The 13,534-nt window shown below is 49.5% G+C and carries 12 protein-coding genes and 1 tRNA gene; 1 reads left to right on the top strand and 12 read right to left on the bottom strand.

The genetic code is table 11. The features are described from left to right. The 3 genes from DW915_RS00470 to DW915_RS00460 all read right to left on the bottom strand — a co-directional run bounded on the left by DW915_RS00470 (window position 1) and on the right by DW915_RS00460 (window position 4,628). The gene (locus tag DW915_RS00470) at window positions 1-1,632 is read right to left on the bottom strand and encodes an ABC-F family ATP-binding cassette domain-containing protein (protein WP_022462526.1); all 1,632 of its coding nucleotides are present in this window, start codon (window positions 1,630-1,632) and stop codon (window positions 1-3) included. 121 nt (window positions 1,633-1,753) lie between these two features. Continuing rightward, the gene (locus DW915_RS00465) at window positions 1,754-3,823 is read right to left on the bottom strand and encodes an LTA synthase family protein (RefSeq protein ID WP_118741380.1); all 2,070 of its coding nucleotides are present in this window, start codon (window positions 3,821-3,823) and stop codon (window positions 1,754-1,756) included. Window positions 3,824-3,854: 31 nt separating this feature from the next. Next, window positions 3,855-4,628 carry a DUF6062 family protein gene (locus DW915_RS00460; protein WP_118741379.1) on the bottom strand — a complete coding sequence of 258 codons (774 nt, stop codon included), beginning with the start codon at window positions 4,626-4,628 and terminating at the stop codon, window positions 3,855-3,857. A 237-nt stretch (window positions 4,629-4,865) separates the two neighbouring features. On the opposite strand from DW915_RS00460, the gene DW915_RS00455 reads away from it, so the two are divergent. Continuing rightward, the gene (locus tag DW915_RS00455) at window positions 4,866-5,099 is read left to right on the top strand and encodes a helix-turn-helix domain-containing protein (RefSeq protein WP_118741378.1); all 234 of its coding nucleotides are present in this window, start codon (window positions 4,866-4,868) and stop codon (window positions 5,097-5,099) included. 88 nt (window positions 5,100-5,187) lie between these two features. On the opposite strand, the gene metA is transcribed toward DW915_RS00455, so the two are convergent. The 9 genes from metA to DW915_RS00410 form a co-directional block, all read right to left on the bottom strand. Then, window positions 5,188-6,120: a homoserine O-acetyltransferase MetA gene (gene metA, locus DW915_RS00450; protein ID WP_055228462.1), complete on the bottom strand. Its 933-nt coding sequence runs from the start codon at window positions 6,118-6,120 to the stop codon at window positions 5,188-5,190. 151 nt (window positions 6,121-6,271) lie between these two features. Continuing rightward, window positions 6,272-8,227 (bottom strand): NAD-dependent DNA ligase LigA, encoded by a 1,956-nt coding sequence (gene ligA, locus DW915_RS00445; protein WP_022462521.1) that lies wholly within the window; start codon window positions 8,225-8,227, stop codon window positions 6,272-6,274. Further along, window positions 8,224-8,925, bottom strand: a complete 702-nt coding sequence (locus tag DW915_RS00440) for a pseudouridine synthase (RefSeq protein ID WP_118741534.1) — start codon at window positions 8,923-8,925, stop codon at window positions 8,224-8,226. Before DW915_RS00440 ends, ligA begins: the two co-directional genes overlap by 4 nt. A 75-nt stretch (window positions 8,926-9,000) precedes the next feature. Beyond that, on the bottom strand, window positions 9,001-9,879 hold the full coding sequence (locus DW915_RS00435; RefSeq protein WP_118741377.1) for a hypothetical protein: 879 nt from the start codon (window positions 9,877-9,879) through the stop codon (window positions 9,001-9,003). Between the two features lie 144 nt (window positions 9,880-10,023). Further along, window positions 10,024-10,096 (bottom strand) — tRNA-Arg (locus DW915_RS00430). A gap of 127 nt (window positions 10,097-10,223) precedes the next feature. Continuing rightward, window positions 10,224-11,135, bottom strand: coding sequence for a DUF5688 family protein (locus tag DW915_RS00425; RefSeq protein ID WP_147342012.1), 912 nt, complete (start codon window positions 11,133-11,135; stop codon window positions 10,224-10,226). A gap of 268 nt (window positions 11,136-11,403) precedes the next feature. Beyond that, window positions 11,404-11,961, bottom strand: coding sequence for an elongation factor P (gene efp / locus DW915_RS00420; RefSeq protein WP_022462517.1), 558 nt, complete (start codon window positions 11,959-11,961; stop codon window positions 11,404-11,406). Between the two features lie 84 nt (window positions 11,962-12,045). Further along, a complete protein-coding gene (locus DW915_RS00415) occupies window positions 12,046-12,570 on the bottom strand; it encodes a YqeG family HAD IIIA-type phosphatase (RefSeq protein ID WP_117509173.1) in 525 nt (174 codons plus the stop codon). 74 nt (window positions 12,571-12,644) lie between these two features. After that, on the bottom strand, window positions 12,645-13,532 hold the full coding sequence (locus tag DW915_RS00410; protein WP_118741376.1) for a patatin-like phospholipase family protein: 888 nt from the start codon (window positions 13,530-13,532) through the stop codon (window positions 12,645-12,647). Window positions 13,533-13,534: the final 2 nt, after the last annotated feature.

Below are 13,534 nucleotides of genomic sequence, written 5' to 3'. Positions count from 1 at the left end.
TTAATTATCTTCCTCTGTCATTGTGTAGACATGACGTTTTCTTGCCATCTCATCGCTTGCAAGATACTCGTCGTAGGTGGTCATCTTATCGATCAGCGCGCCGTTCGGAAGGATCTCCATGATACGGTTTGCTGTGGTCTGTACAAACTGATGGTCGTGGCAGGTGAACAGCAGCACGCCCGGGAATTTGATCAGACCGTTGTTCAGTGCAGTGATGGACTCCATATCCAGATGGTTGGTCGGCTCGTCAAGAACGAGAACGTTTGCACCGGAAATCATCATCTTGGAGAGCAGGCAGCGCACTTTCTCTCCTCCGGAAAGGACTCTGACACGTTTCACGCCGTCCTCACCGGCAAAAAGCATTCTTCCGAGGAATCCGCGGACATACGTTACGTCCTTGATCTCGGAATACTGGGTCAGCCAGTCTGCGATAGTCAGGTCGCAGTCGAATTCTGCGGTGTTGTCCTTCGGGAAGTAAGCCTGTGTGGTGGTTACGCCCCATTTGTAGTAACCGGAATCCGGCTCTTCTTCTCCGGTCAGAATCTTGAACAGCATGGTGATCGCCTGCTCGTTGCTTCCGACGAAAGCAACTTTATCTTCTCTTCCGAGGGTAAAGCTTAAGTTATCCAGGATTTTCACGCCGTCTACGGTTTTGGTCAGTCCCTCTACCTGCAGAACGTCGTTTCCGATCTCACGGTTCGGACGGAAATCGATGTAAGGATATTTCCGGCTGGATGGTTTGATATCGTCGAGCTGGATTTTCTCCAGGGCTTTCTTACGGGAAGTAGCCTGTTTACTCTTCGATGCGTTGGCGCTGAATCTAGAGATGAAATCCTGTAACTCTTTGATCTTCTCCTCTTTCTTCTTGTTCGCCTCTTTCATCTGTTTTACCAGCAGCTGGCTGGACTCAAACCAGAAGTCGTAGTTTCCGGCATAGAGCTGGATTTTTCCGTAATCTATATCTGCGATCTGGGTGCAGACTTTATTCAGGAAGTAACGGTCGTGGGATACGACGATAACGGTATTCTCGAAGTTGATCAGGAACTCCTCAAGCCACTCGATCGCATCGAGGTCCAAGTGGTTGGTCGGCTCGTCGAGAAGAAGGATGTCCGGGTTTCCGAACAGGGCTCTTGCAAGAAGAACTTTGACCTTCTGGCTGCCGGTCAGGTCCGCCATCTGTGCGTAGTGCAGTTCCGGCTCAATGCCAAGGCCGTTTAAGAGCTGCTCTGCATCGGTCTCTGCCTCCCAGCCGTTCATCTCTGCAAACTCACCCTCGAGCTCGCTCGCTTTGATACCGTCCTCATCGGTGAAGTCTTCTTTTGCGTACAGCGCCTCTTTCTCTTTCATGATCTCATAGAGACGGGCATTTCCCATGATAACGGTGTCGAGTACCGGATAGCTGTCGTATTTGAAGTGGTCCTGCTCGAGGAAGGAAAGACGCTGGCCCGGTGTGATGGTTACGTCTCCGTTTGTCGGTTCAAGCTGGCCGGACAGGATTTTCAGAAAGGTTGATTTTCCCGCTCCGTTGGCACCGATCATGCCGTAGCAGTTTCCCTCGGTGAATTTGATATTGACATCTTCAAACAACGCTTTTTTTCCGACACGAAGTGTCACATTATTTGCTGCAATCATACTTTTTAAAACCTCATTTTCTTATTCTTAATTGTAAACGTGAAGTTACCGCCGGGGTTTCCCGGTCATACGGAGTATAGTCTACCATAGGTTTCCGTTTTCTGGCAAGTAGGGAAAGCCCTTATTCCTCGTCTTTTTCACCGGAAATTGTAAAAAAGCTGTCATCCCGGTCTTTTTTGTCGATCAGTTCATTGTACTGCAGGCATTCATACTGCCGTTCGTACTCGAGATCCTCCTCCGGCGCATCGCTGTCGTTCCAGCGGTACCAGGTTCCGTCACTTGCTAAAAAGCCGAGGTGATTGAGCGCCGGCATCTTCTCGCGCAGGTCAAGCAGATACTCGTTGTACGGCGTCAGTTCCAGGCCGGTAAGGCTTAACGCATAGCTTGAGAGATAGTTTGTGCTGATCCAGACATTGCTCTCGGATTTCATGCTGTAGTTGGTCCAGATGAAGAACGGGGTTCCATAGAACTTCTCCTGATCCTCGACCGAAAGATTCTGATAGGCGTCTCCGGCAATCCATGTTTCAAACGCATCCGGCAGCTTCGGGGAATGATCGCCGAACATAATGATCATCGTCGGCTCGTCCACCTGCTGGAAATACCGGATCAGATAGGAAATTGCCTCATCGGAAAGCTTTAACAGGGAGAAATACTGATCGGCCTCATCACTGTCGTAGCCGTTGCAGTTGATATCCGCCTGGAAATAACGGTTCGTGTAGCCGCTGTGGTTCTGCATCGTCACATCAAAGAGGAAGAACGGGCTGCCCGGCTCCTTGTTCTCGTAGGTTTCCACGATCTTCTCATAGTTCGCCTGATCGCTGATCATGCCGCGGTACCGCTTGGCCGTATCGGAGAACTGATCAATCGAGATGAAATCATCAAAATCAAGGAAACGGTATGCCGTGCTCCGCTTCCAGTTTGTCGCCTTGTTCGGATGCATCGCAATTGCCTGATAACCCTGGTCTTTTAACGTCGTGACAAGGGAATACTGGCTGTGCGTAAAGTAGCTGACGTACGGCACCATGCCCGGGAACCGCTTGCAGGAGTTTCCGGTCAGGAACTCATACTCCGTTTTTGCTGTTCCGCCGCCCTTGGTACACGTCAGCGTGTGCCCTTTGATGATATTTTCGGTCAGCGAATCGAGGAACGGCATGTAGCTCTCGCTCGTCTGCGGATCGCCGACGGAACGGTAGTCAAACCACGACTCGTTCATGATCGCGATGATGTTGACGGGTGTCACGCTATCCGCATTATCTTTTCGAAGATCTTCTGTTTTCGTCTCTTTCTCGCTCGTATCGGCAATCGCTGTCACTTCGTCTTTCGAATAGCCGTCCGGCGGTGTCAGGCGCATGTATTTTGCGACCGCGGTAAAACCGACCGTCGTTCCGTACTGGCGGTATGTCTTCGCCGGATTCCAGAGGTCACTGATGACACCGAACTCGGCGTTCCAGTTCAGATTCATGTACGCCAGGTATGTTCCGAGCATCAGCGCAGCAGCAGCCACGCGGAGCAGAATTTTATTCCTCGTTTTCCGTGCAAAACGGTATTCCCGGCTCTGCAGCCAGAGGCGCACAACGAGCATCATCGTGATAAACGAAGTCACGATTTCACCTGTGATCTCGAATTTGTAGCCGCCGACTACGTCCGCCGCCGTCGCAATGCTGTACAGGTCGATGAGCTGGAACGCTTCTCCGCGGAACAGATAAACATAGTAGAATACCAGACTCATGCAGAAATAAAAGATGTTCATGAAAATCATCGCGCGGCGGATGGAGTTCAGAAAGAGGGAAACGAAAATGGAAAGTACGAAAATGACACCGATATTCAACAACGCATAATACCATTTCATCTCCCGGAACTGGCTGTTTGTGACAAATTCCAGTGTGGCAAACAAATAGGCTGCGTTTGCCAGCATCAGAATCGGCTGTTTCCATCCCACATAGCGCGGTTTTGGTTTCTGGTCCGGCTCTGCAGCAAACCGGCAGAAACTGACGACTGTCGTCAGTATGATACACGCCAGCAGGCACGGGAACAGAAAGTGAATACTCCACTCCCGGTCTGCCGCCGTCGTATCCAGCAGCGGGCGCGCCAGAAACAGCAGCACTGCCAGCACGCCGAAATGCAAAACAAGAAACGCGCACCGGGCGCGCTCCTTTTGATTCTCTTTTAATCTTTGATAAAACTTCTGCATCGAAACTTTATGCTCCTTTTATAAACAAGAATTATAATCCTTCCGTAAACGGCTCGTCCGCCGGATAGCCGCCGCCTAATTTTTGCATACAGCGCTGGATGGAATCTTTTGAATTTCCCCAGTCCTTATCCTTGTTGCGGTAATCGAATTTTTCAGTAAACCATGTTACCTCTTCCTGCAGCCGCTGGTAATTTTCTTTCATGATTTTGAACAGAGTCGGGTAAAATTCCGCTTTCTGTTTATCATTCAGCTTTTTCTCCGCCGTTTCTACCAGATCCGCAAAATGCGGCAGACAGAAGCCTTTTCCCTCGCGGAACAGTCTTGCAAACTCCTCGTCTTTTTTGTAGAGATCAAAGAACGTATCAAGATAGCGGTTATAGTTTGCCTTGAAGTGATCGCAGACGTAGCACGAATGCGTCTTCTCATCAATCCACTGGCCGATCGCAGTCTCACGGCCCTGTTTGTCGAGGGATGTCTTCTGCATCCGCTTGAACACCGAGGATTTTCCCGGTGCAAACAGATCCATCTGTGCGGCAAGCTCCTGGTTCAGTTTTTTCAGATGGGTGGACAAAATCAGACCGCTTCCGAGACGGTTTCCGTAATCGTACATCATTTTATAGTGGTGGCGGCAGAATCCCATCGCGTCTGTTTCCGCACGCACATCATCCTCCATATAGGATGCGCCGGAACCGAGCGCAAACGAAATCGCATGCTGCTCTGCTTCCCGCTCCAGATAGCAGAACGGGCACTCATCTTCCGCCTTGAATGCATCCGTCAGCGGAATGGTATGGATCGACTCTTTCATATGCAAAAACCTCCGATTTTATTTGTTGGTGCTTTCTACAGCATACACAAAAACCTCTCATTTGTCAAAAGAACTCTTTTTCCTGTTTTCCTATTATTCTGATGGATAATTTCTATATTTTGCACAATTTACATGTGCATTATAAAAATTTAAAGTTGTTTCTTTTTGGTATTTAATCGTTTAAGATAAATATTATATAAGTCTTTGTATCACTCTGTTCAGAAAGGAGCCATAGCAATGGGAGAACGTCATACGGAGGAGATGCGCCTCCTCGGTCTTACCATCGCTTTTTATCGCAGAGCACGCGGATTAACGCAAAGTGAGCTTGCCGAAGCTGTCAAGATCAGCCGTACACATATGAGCAACATCGAAGCGCCAAACAGTCATACCTCTCTGTCTCTAAACAAGCTGATGGATATTGCGGAAGCACTCGAAATTCCGCTGAAAACATTATTTGATTTCAAACGGTAAGCCCGGAAAGCTTTCCGTTTTTTATAGCAGATTTTTACAGCAACCCCCCGCAGCCGGTGTGCGCCCGGTGCGGGGGGCTTTTTCTCTCTTATTTTCCCGAAAAATCCGGAGTTCCGTCAAGATTATACGGGGTCACCTGGTATACATAGTAGTTCAGCCAGTTCGTGTACAGATTGTTCGCATGTGACCGCCATAAAAGCACTGGTTTTGTATTTGGATCGTCGTTTTTATAATAGTTCTTCGGAATCTCAATCGGGAGTCCTTTGTCTTTATCGCGGTGGTACTCGCCGTCGAGCGTCATACGGTCGTACTCCGGATGACCCATCACAAAAATCTTTCTTCCCTCTTCCGCCATGCCAAGATAGAATCCGGCTTCGTCGGACTCTGCGAGAATCGTGACATCTTTGCAGGCACGGATATCGTCGATCGGTACTTCTGTGTGGCGGGAATGCGGTGCCAAAAACTCGTCATCGAAGCCTCGCACAAGCGGGATCTTGCGGTTGTTGACTTTGTGCCAGAACAGCCCGAATTTCTTCTCCGGAAGCATCCGTTTCTTCAGTCCGTAGAAATGATACAGACTCGCCTGGGCTCCCCAGCAGAGGAACATCGTGGAGGTAACGTGTGTGTTCGTCCAGTCCATGATCTTTGTCAGTTCATCCCAGTAGTCAACTTCTTCAAATTCCATCTGCTCGACCGGTGCACCGGTGATGATCATACCGTCGTAATAATTTTTCCGCACATCCTCAAATTTCACATAGAACGTGTTCAGATGGCTGGTCGATGTATTTTTCGCCTCGTGGCTTGCCACCATCAGAAAGGTGACATCAACCTGCAGGGAGGTGTTGGAAAGGGAGCGCAGAAGCTGCAGCTCGGTATCTTCTTTGAGCGGCATCAGATTCAGGATCATAATCTTCAGCGGACGGATGTCCTGATGAACCGCTCTTGTCTCGTCCATGACGAATATATTTTCGCTTTCGAGTATTTCTTTTACAGGTAAATCTGCCTGAACTTTAACCGGCATATTCTTTTTCCTCGTTTCTATTCTTCTTGATCTGCCGCGCTTTTCTCTGCGCAGACAGGCGGTTTGCTTTTTCCGGCAGGAATTTCTGCCGTCTGCTTCCGATTATAGCAGATTCCCGCGCGGGATGCAAACCGCCTTTGCAGATATTTCGTTATTCTTCTGTCATCTTCAGAAATTCCTCTTCTGAGATCACCGGCACGCCGAGTTCGCGCGCTTTCCGGTTTTTGGAGGAACTGGATGTCGTGTCGTTGTTGATCAGATAGCTCGTCTTTCCCGTTACACTTCCGGTGGCTTTTCCGCCGAGCTCCTCGATTCTTGCCTTTAATGCATTCCGGTTCGGGAAATGTTCCACACTTCCGGTGATGACGAAGGTAAGACCGGCTAATTTCTGTTCTTCCTGGCTTGCCTGCGGCTTCTCAATCGTCAGATACGACAGAAGGCGCTCAAGGCGTTCTTTATTTTCCTCATCCGCAAAGTAATCCACGATGCTTTTTGCAATCACTTCTCCGACACCGTCGATCTGCGCGAAATCCTCCGCCGATGCATTCCGGATCCGGTCGAGATCGAAATCGAAGGCTTTGCAGATCATTCTCGCGTTTGCAAGACCGATATTTAAGATGCCAAGTCCGAAAATCAGACGGGGCAGCGTTGTGTTTTTCGCGCGCTCGATGCTGTCGATCAGATTCTGGTATGATTTTTCACCGAAACCGTCCATCTCCACAATCTCGTCGCGGTAGCGGTCGAGACGGAAAATATCGGCAAACTCACGGATGAAGCCGTGGCCCACGAATTTTTCGAGCGTTGCCTCCGACATGCCGTCGATGTTCATCGCGTCGCGGCTTACAAACAGGGTGAATGCCTTCATGAATTTTGCCGGGCACTCCGGATTCGTACAGTAGAGGGTCTCGACATTGTTCATCATCTGAATCCGGGTGGCACCGCCGCAGGCAGGACACGTTTCCGGAATATCGCGCACGCCGCTTCTCGTCAGATTCTCTGCGATCTGTGGAATGATCATGTTTGCTTTGTAGACAAGGATTTTATCACCCACACCGAGATCCAGCGAACGCATGATACTGATGTTGTGGACGCTTGCGCGGGAAACCGAAGTTCCTTCCAGCTCGACCGGCTCAAAAACCGCAACCGGATTGATGAGACCGGTTCTCGACGGGCTCCACTCAATTTCAAGCAGAGTGGTCTCCTTCTGTTCATCCGCCCATTTGAAGGCGAAAGCGTTCCGCGGGAATTTCGCGGTTGTGCCAAGTGATTCTCCGTAGGCGATATCGTCATACAACGCGACAAGGCCATCGGACGGAAAATCGTTTGTCTCGATTTTCGTGGAGAAATATTGCATCGCCTCGTCGAGGTTATCTTTGGTGACAGCCTTGTATTCCACCACCTCGAAGCCCTGCTCTTTCAGCCACTCCATCTGACGGATTCTGGAATTTTCGAAATCCTGTTCCGGAGCGCTCACAAGCGCAAATGCCATAAAATGAACGTGGCGTTTTGCCGTAATCTCATTGTTCAGCTGGCGCACAGAACCGCTGCAGAGGTTCCTCGGATTCTTGTATTTCGCATCGACATCCTCGATCTCCTCGTTGATCTTCTCAAAATCGGAATAGCGGATGATCGCCTCGCCGCGCAGAACCAGCTCTCCCTGGTACGGGATTTTTAAGGGAATATTTTCAAACACTTTTGCATTGTTCGTGACAACCTCTCCGATCACGCCGTTTCCACGGGTGACGGCCTTTGCGAGGGTACCGCCGCGGTACGTCAGAACGACGGTCAGACCGTCCATCTTCCAGGATAGCAGCGTTTTGTGATCCCCGATGAAGCTGCGGAGCACTTCCACATCTTTCGTTTTATCAAGGGAAAGCATCGGTGACTCGTGCGCTTCTTTCGGCAGTTCGTCCATCGCCTCGTAGCCGACTTTTGTGGTCGGGCTTCCGGCGAGTGTTACGCCTGTTTTTTCCTCTAATACCTGCAGTTCGTCATACAGCGTGTCGTACTCCAGGTTGCTCATGATCTCCCGGTCTTCCTGGTAATAGGCTTTTGCCGCTTCGTTCAGCTTTTTGACCAGTTCCTTCATCCGTTCTGTCTCGTTCATCGCTTTTCCTCCCCGATCTGCTTTTTCAGTTCTGCTAATTCTTTTTCCGTTAAAGGGCGGTACTCCCCTGTTTTCAGGTCTTTCAAGTGAATATTCATGATCCGCACACGTTTCAGCTTTGTGACACGATATCCTAATGCTTCGCACATCCGCCGGATCTGACGGTTCAGCCCTTGCGTCAGAATAATCGTAAAGCTGCGCTCTCCCGTTTTCTGGATCCGGCACGGGCGCGTCACGGTATCGAGAATCGGCACGCCGGATGCCATTTTTTTCAGAAATTCCGGTGTAGTCTCTTTGTTTACCTCGACCTGGTATTCTTTTTCGTGGCGGTTTCTGGCACGCATGATACCATTTACAATCGCACCGTCGTTCGTCATCAGAAGGAGGCCTTCAGAATCTTTATCGAGTCTTCCCACCGGGTAAATCCGCACCGGGTAGGACAGATAATCGATGATGTTGTTTTTCTCCCGTTTTTCCGCAGTACAGACGATGCCGCGCGGTTTGTTGAAGGCGAGATAGACTTTTTTCTCCTCCGGGACAACGGTTTTGCCTTTCACAACAACAACGTCGCCAGGCTCCACCTGCATGCCGGTTTCCGCGCGTTTTCCGTTTATAGTAATCTCGCCCGCTTCTGTCAGACGGTCCGCCTCCCGCCGCGAGCAGACGCCCGCATCACTTAAGTATTTGTTTAAGCGCATGGTTTTATCCTTCCAAAAAAGCAGTTTCATAAAAACCAGAAACTGCTTTTTTTGTTTTGTATTATTCTATTGTTCCTACTGAATGCTCTCTACATATGCTCTCAGGGAAGCATCTGCATCGAGTGCATTCTGATAATCGTTCTGAACCTGTTCGATCAGATTTTTGACTTCTTCGTTTTCGAGCGCCGCTTTCATAGCCTCGGTTACGGCCGCATCGCTGTCGGTATCATCCATGATTTTCAGGCTGCCGTCTTCTGTCGTGTAGAGATAATACTCCGAAAGCATCGGCAGGGTCTGGTTGATTCCCAGATATTTGCATCTGCTGCTGACAAACGCGATGTACGTTCCGTCATTTGGACCGCTGATCGTGTAGGCCTTTACATCTCCGTATGACTCCACATCGCTTTCTGCCTCAATCTGCGCCTGCTCCTCCGCGGTCAGATTATCTGTTACTGCAAAAAGACCGTTGATATCCCTTGCACCGAGCGCGGTGTAATACTGCTCCAGCACGGTGCTTACTTCCGGGACATTGTCCGCGGCAAAGGAGACAGCCGTATTATCGGTATTCTCTGTATTACTGGTATCGTCGGCCGCTTCCGGCTCACTTGTCGGCTCAGCCTCTGCATCCGGCGCGCTGGCAGTATCGGTACTGGAAGCATCTACACTGGAATCATTCGCGGAATCCGAAACGTCCGATGAAATGCCTGTGCTGTCCTCAGAATCTGCTTTGCTGTCTGCTTTTACCTGTGTCTTTTTATCCGGCACATTGTTTCCGGTGCTGCTGCTTGTTACGGTTCCGCCGCTCGATTTTCCATCGTTTTTTGGTGACACCAGATGAACGATGAGAAGAACCGCTGCCACAATCAGGAGAATTGCTCCGATCAGAAGCATGTAGCGCAGATTATCGGAAATCCATTCCCGGATTTTATCTTTTGTTGTCATTGGTTTTGCCATATTTTTCCTCCTTCATCAAAACTGATCCGCCGGATCAGTTATTGATATGCTCAGTAAGCAAAAAAACCTCTACTTCACACCGAAGCAGGGGCTTTCCTTATCCTGCGCCGGTCCTGCCCGCCGCAGCATGCCATGTAGCAAAAACGCGTCTGGAGGGATTCGAACCCCCGACACACGGTACCGGAAACCGTTGCTCTATCCCCTGAGCTACAGACGCTGATGTGATCTGTTTTCTCAACCACACTATGACAGTTTACCACAGACTCCTGCAATTGTAAAGTATTTTTCCCACCCAGCCGCCCATTTTTTTCTTAAATTATTCGCAGACTATTCTGCCACACAGCTTACGTTTCTTCCTCACACAGCGTCAGTTCCCCGCTTTCCCGGTGGTAATAATAAACGTGATCCGACAGAATCTCCTGCGGCTTGACCGTCTTTTCATTCACGTCCCGTACCATGTCGGAAAGACACTCCTCCGGGAACACATCATAATCCGGAATCACCATGCACTCGTGGATACTGCTCGGAATCACATAAAGACTTGCCTCAAAGCGCTGCGAAAGACTCTCCAGCACGCCGGGATAGCACATGCAGATTGCACCCAGCTTTCCTCTGCGGTTGCTGACCAGGTAAAACTGTTCCGCCAGCGGACCAAGCTCGAACCGGGGAAACGTTACTCCGTACTCTTCTTTCAAATACACCATAAGGCTGTCTGTGCGCACCGGCAGATCCCGCAGGGTGTTCTCCCAGGCACGGGCATCCAGCTCCTCCGCCGAAATTCCCCACAGCTCCCGGTGCGTCTCGTGGATCAGAATTGTCGCATCCGGCACGCGGTTTCCCCGCATCTGGTAATAGTACACGACCGCGAGATCGAGAAATTTTCTGTGCGGAACTTCGGAGAGCAGCGTACGATTTTTCTCCGCATGAATGAGCTCGCAGTAGATCTGCGGCGCAGCATTTTTCCAGTTGGTAAAAAAGGCAGCTTTCTCCGGTCTTCTCGCCTCCGCTTCCACCTTCCGGTACTGCTCCAGTACCTTTTCTGCAATCTGAGAAAGCGGCACGCCCTGCAGACAGCATTCATACAGAAGCTCCACGTAGATCGTCGGTGCAATCCAGTCCTTCTTTCTGCTGATGACAAACGCCTCTTTTTCGATACCGTTCAGCTTCTGCACCGATTCTACCTTCACCTCAAAATCATCGCCGGCTTTTCTTTTCAGCAGCGCGGCAAGCTGCTCTTTGAACATCTGATAGTCCATTTTTTCCCACCTTTCCTGTTTGATTGCCTTTTGTATTTTTGCTTTACGGAACAAAAAAGCTCCGGAAAACACAACTTAAAAACCTCTGTACAGATCTGTATATGCCAGAGATTCGTTGGTTCGCGGAACTTCGAACGATGAGAAAAACGGGCCCGGGCTGCTTCCGACAGCCTTTATCAGCCATTTTTCAGACGAATATTCTATTTATTTAGAAAACCGTGTCCGCCACAAAGAAAGTTGTGACGGACAACGGCGGGAACAGTCTTACTTATACACGGGACAGATATTCACCTGTTCTGGTATCAATTTTGATTTTGTCTCCCTGGTTTACGAACAGCGGAACGCTTACGGTAGCACCAGTCTCAACGGTAGCTGGTTTGGAAGCACCCTGTGCGGTATCTCCCTTGAAGCCTGGCTCAGTCTCGGTGATCTCAAGCTCTACAAACAGAGGCGGTTCGATTGCGAATACATTTCCGTTGTAGGAACATACCTTAACCATTTCGTTTTCTTTTACAAATTTCAGAGCATCTCCGATGGTCTCTTCGTTCAGAGCGATCTGCTCATAGTTTTCTACGTTCATGAAGTAGAATAAATCACCATCGCTGTACAGATACTGCATGTCTACACGCTCGATACGAGCCTGCGGGAATTTCTCAGTCGGACGGAAGGTACGCTCTACCACACCACCGTTGATGACATTTTTTAATTTTGTTCTTACGAATGCAGCTCCTTTACCAGGTTTTACATGCTGAAATTCAAGAATCTGAACGACCTGACCATCGATCTCGAGGGTAACGCCGTTTCTAAAATCTCCTGCTGAAATCATTCTGATTTTTCCTCCTTAACATAGTACGATGCGCCAAATGCGCACCATAGGCTTATCTTATAATATAATATTTTTCCCGATTTTTCAACTGTTTTTTTTCGTAATCCTGCCGCGGGCCAGATCACGCTCATAAAAGAACAGTACAATGTGCTCCAGATACCGTTTCAGAACGATCTGAATTTCCTCTTTCGGATTGATCGGCTCGGTCAGAATATTGTAAAGTCCGGTCCGTTTTGCACCGTACACATCGGTGAAAAGCTGATCCCCGACAAAGACCGCCTGCTCCTCTTTGATCCCCATTCTCCGGCATGCCTCCTGGTAGTTTTTCACCGAAGGCTTGTGCGCATTTTCGATATAGATAGAACCGACCGCATCGGCAAACGGAGCCACACGCGGTTTCTGATTGTTGGAAAGCAGACAGGTGGAAAAACCAGTCTCCCGAAGAGACGCAAAGAACGCAGCCGCCTCCTTCGTTGCCGGCGCACCGTGCGGAACAAGCGTATTATCGATATCAAAAATCACGCCCCGGTATCCTTTCCGGTACAGATCCGCGTAATCGATCGTATAGGCACTTTTTTCTCTCCGGTCCGGGTAAAACATCCGCATCAGTATAGTTCCCCGGTTCTTCTGGTTTTTTCCACTCATCTTCTTTCTCCAATCCTCTTTTCGTTTATACAGTAACTTTATTCTTCTTTCAGAAACTCCTGCAGAGCCTCAAAATTTGCTTTCATCTGGTCATAGCCGTGCTGGTAAAATTCCCGCAGCTTCTCCTCGTCCTTTTCGAGACGCGATACCGCCGGTATCTCCGGGCGGATCACAAAGACGGATCCTTCTTCTTCCCATTTTTCGATGCATTCGAGCACCTGGTTATAATGTTTCGCGCGGTTTACAAGCGCACGCACGAGATTCGGGTATTTGCGGAATGCCGCCACATACAGCTCCCAGCCTCTCGTTCCCTCTTTTTTGCGGTAACCGAAATTCCGTGTCAGAATAATGACATTTTTTCGGTGTCCCGTCTTTAAGGAACGGATAATCGGGATCGAATCGGCAACACCGCCATCGACGTACTCGTTTCCGTCGATCTCCACCATCGGGCAGGCGATCGGCATGCTCGATGATGCACGGCCAATTGCAAGCAGACGTTCTTTATTTTCGCGGTCATCCAGATATTCCGCGCGTCCCGTCTCACAGTTTGTCACAACCAGCTCACACGTCTGCGGCGATGCAAAATACGTATCAAAATCAAATGGAAAAATCTCATACGGATACCGTTCGAACACCATATCCATGTCGAGCAGTGCTTTTTTCTCAACGATTGTCTTGACATTCTTATTGACGTAGCGGTTTTTCTCATCCGTGACAATCATACAGTCCCTCGTTCTGCCAATCTGGCGCGATACATAGTCCAGCGCATTGCAGGCTCCGGCGGAAACGCCGATCACATGAGGGATATAATACTCCTGCTCCATCAGAAAGTCCAGCGCTCCTGCTGTAAAGACGCCGCGATTGGCCCCTCCTTCCAGTATGACTGCTCCGGATTTTGTTATGCTGTAATTTTTTGTCTCATTCATTC

The sequence above is a fragment of the Blautia sp. AM42-2 genome (assembly GCF_003480245.1).
In the GTDB taxonomy this organism is placed as follows: Bacteria; Bacillota; Clostridia; order Lachnospirales; family Lachnospiraceae; genus Fusicatenibacter; species Fusicatenibacter saccharivorans.
The sequence above is the reverse complement of the archived record's forward strand: the minus strand, read 5'-3'. Positions and strand labels throughout refer to the sequence as shown.

Coding starts and splice junctions, on each gene's coding strand:
- DW915_RS00425 (WP_147342012.1), bottom strand. CDS start 11,135: ATGGACTATCAGATGTTCAAAGAGCAGCTTGCCGCGCTGCTGAAAAGA.
- DW915_RS00440 (WP_118741534.1), bottom strand. CDS start 8,925: ATGCGCTTAAACAAATACTTAAGTGATGCGGGCGTCTGCTCGCGGCGG.
- DW915_RS00470 (WP_022462526.1), bottom strand. CDS start 1,632: ATGATTGCAGCAAATAATGTGACACTTCGTGTCGGAAAAAAAGCGTTG.
- metA (WP_055228462.1), bottom strand. CDS start 6,120: ATGCCGGTTAAAGTTCAGGCAGATTTACCTGTAAAAGAAATACTCGAA.
- ligA (WP_022462521.1), bottom strand. CDS start 8,227: ATGAACGAGACAGAACGGATGAAGGAACTGGTCAAAAAGCTGAACGAA.
- DW915_RS00455 (WP_118741378.1), top strand. CDS start 4,866: ATGGGAGAACGTCATACGGAGGAGATGCGCCTCCTCGGTCTTACCATC.
- DW915_RS00435 (WP_118741377.1), bottom strand. CDS start 9,879: ATGGCAAAACCAATGACAACAAAAGATAAAATCCGGGAATGGATTTCC.
- DW915_RS00465 (WP_118741380.1), bottom strand. CDS start 3,823: ATGCAGAAGTTTTATCAAAGATTAAAAGAGAATCAAAAGGAGCGCGCC.
- DW915_RS00410 (WP_118741376.1), bottom strand. CDS start 13,532: ATGAATGAGACAAAAAATTACAGCATAACAAAATCCGGAGCAGTCATA.
- DW915_RS00460 (WP_118741379.1), bottom strand. CDS start 4,628: ATGAAAGAGTCGATCCATACCATTCCGCTGACGGATGCATTCAAGGCG.
- efp (WP_022462517.1), bottom strand. CDS start 11,961: ATGATTTCAGCAGGAGATTTTAGAAACGGCGTTACCCTCGAGATCGAT.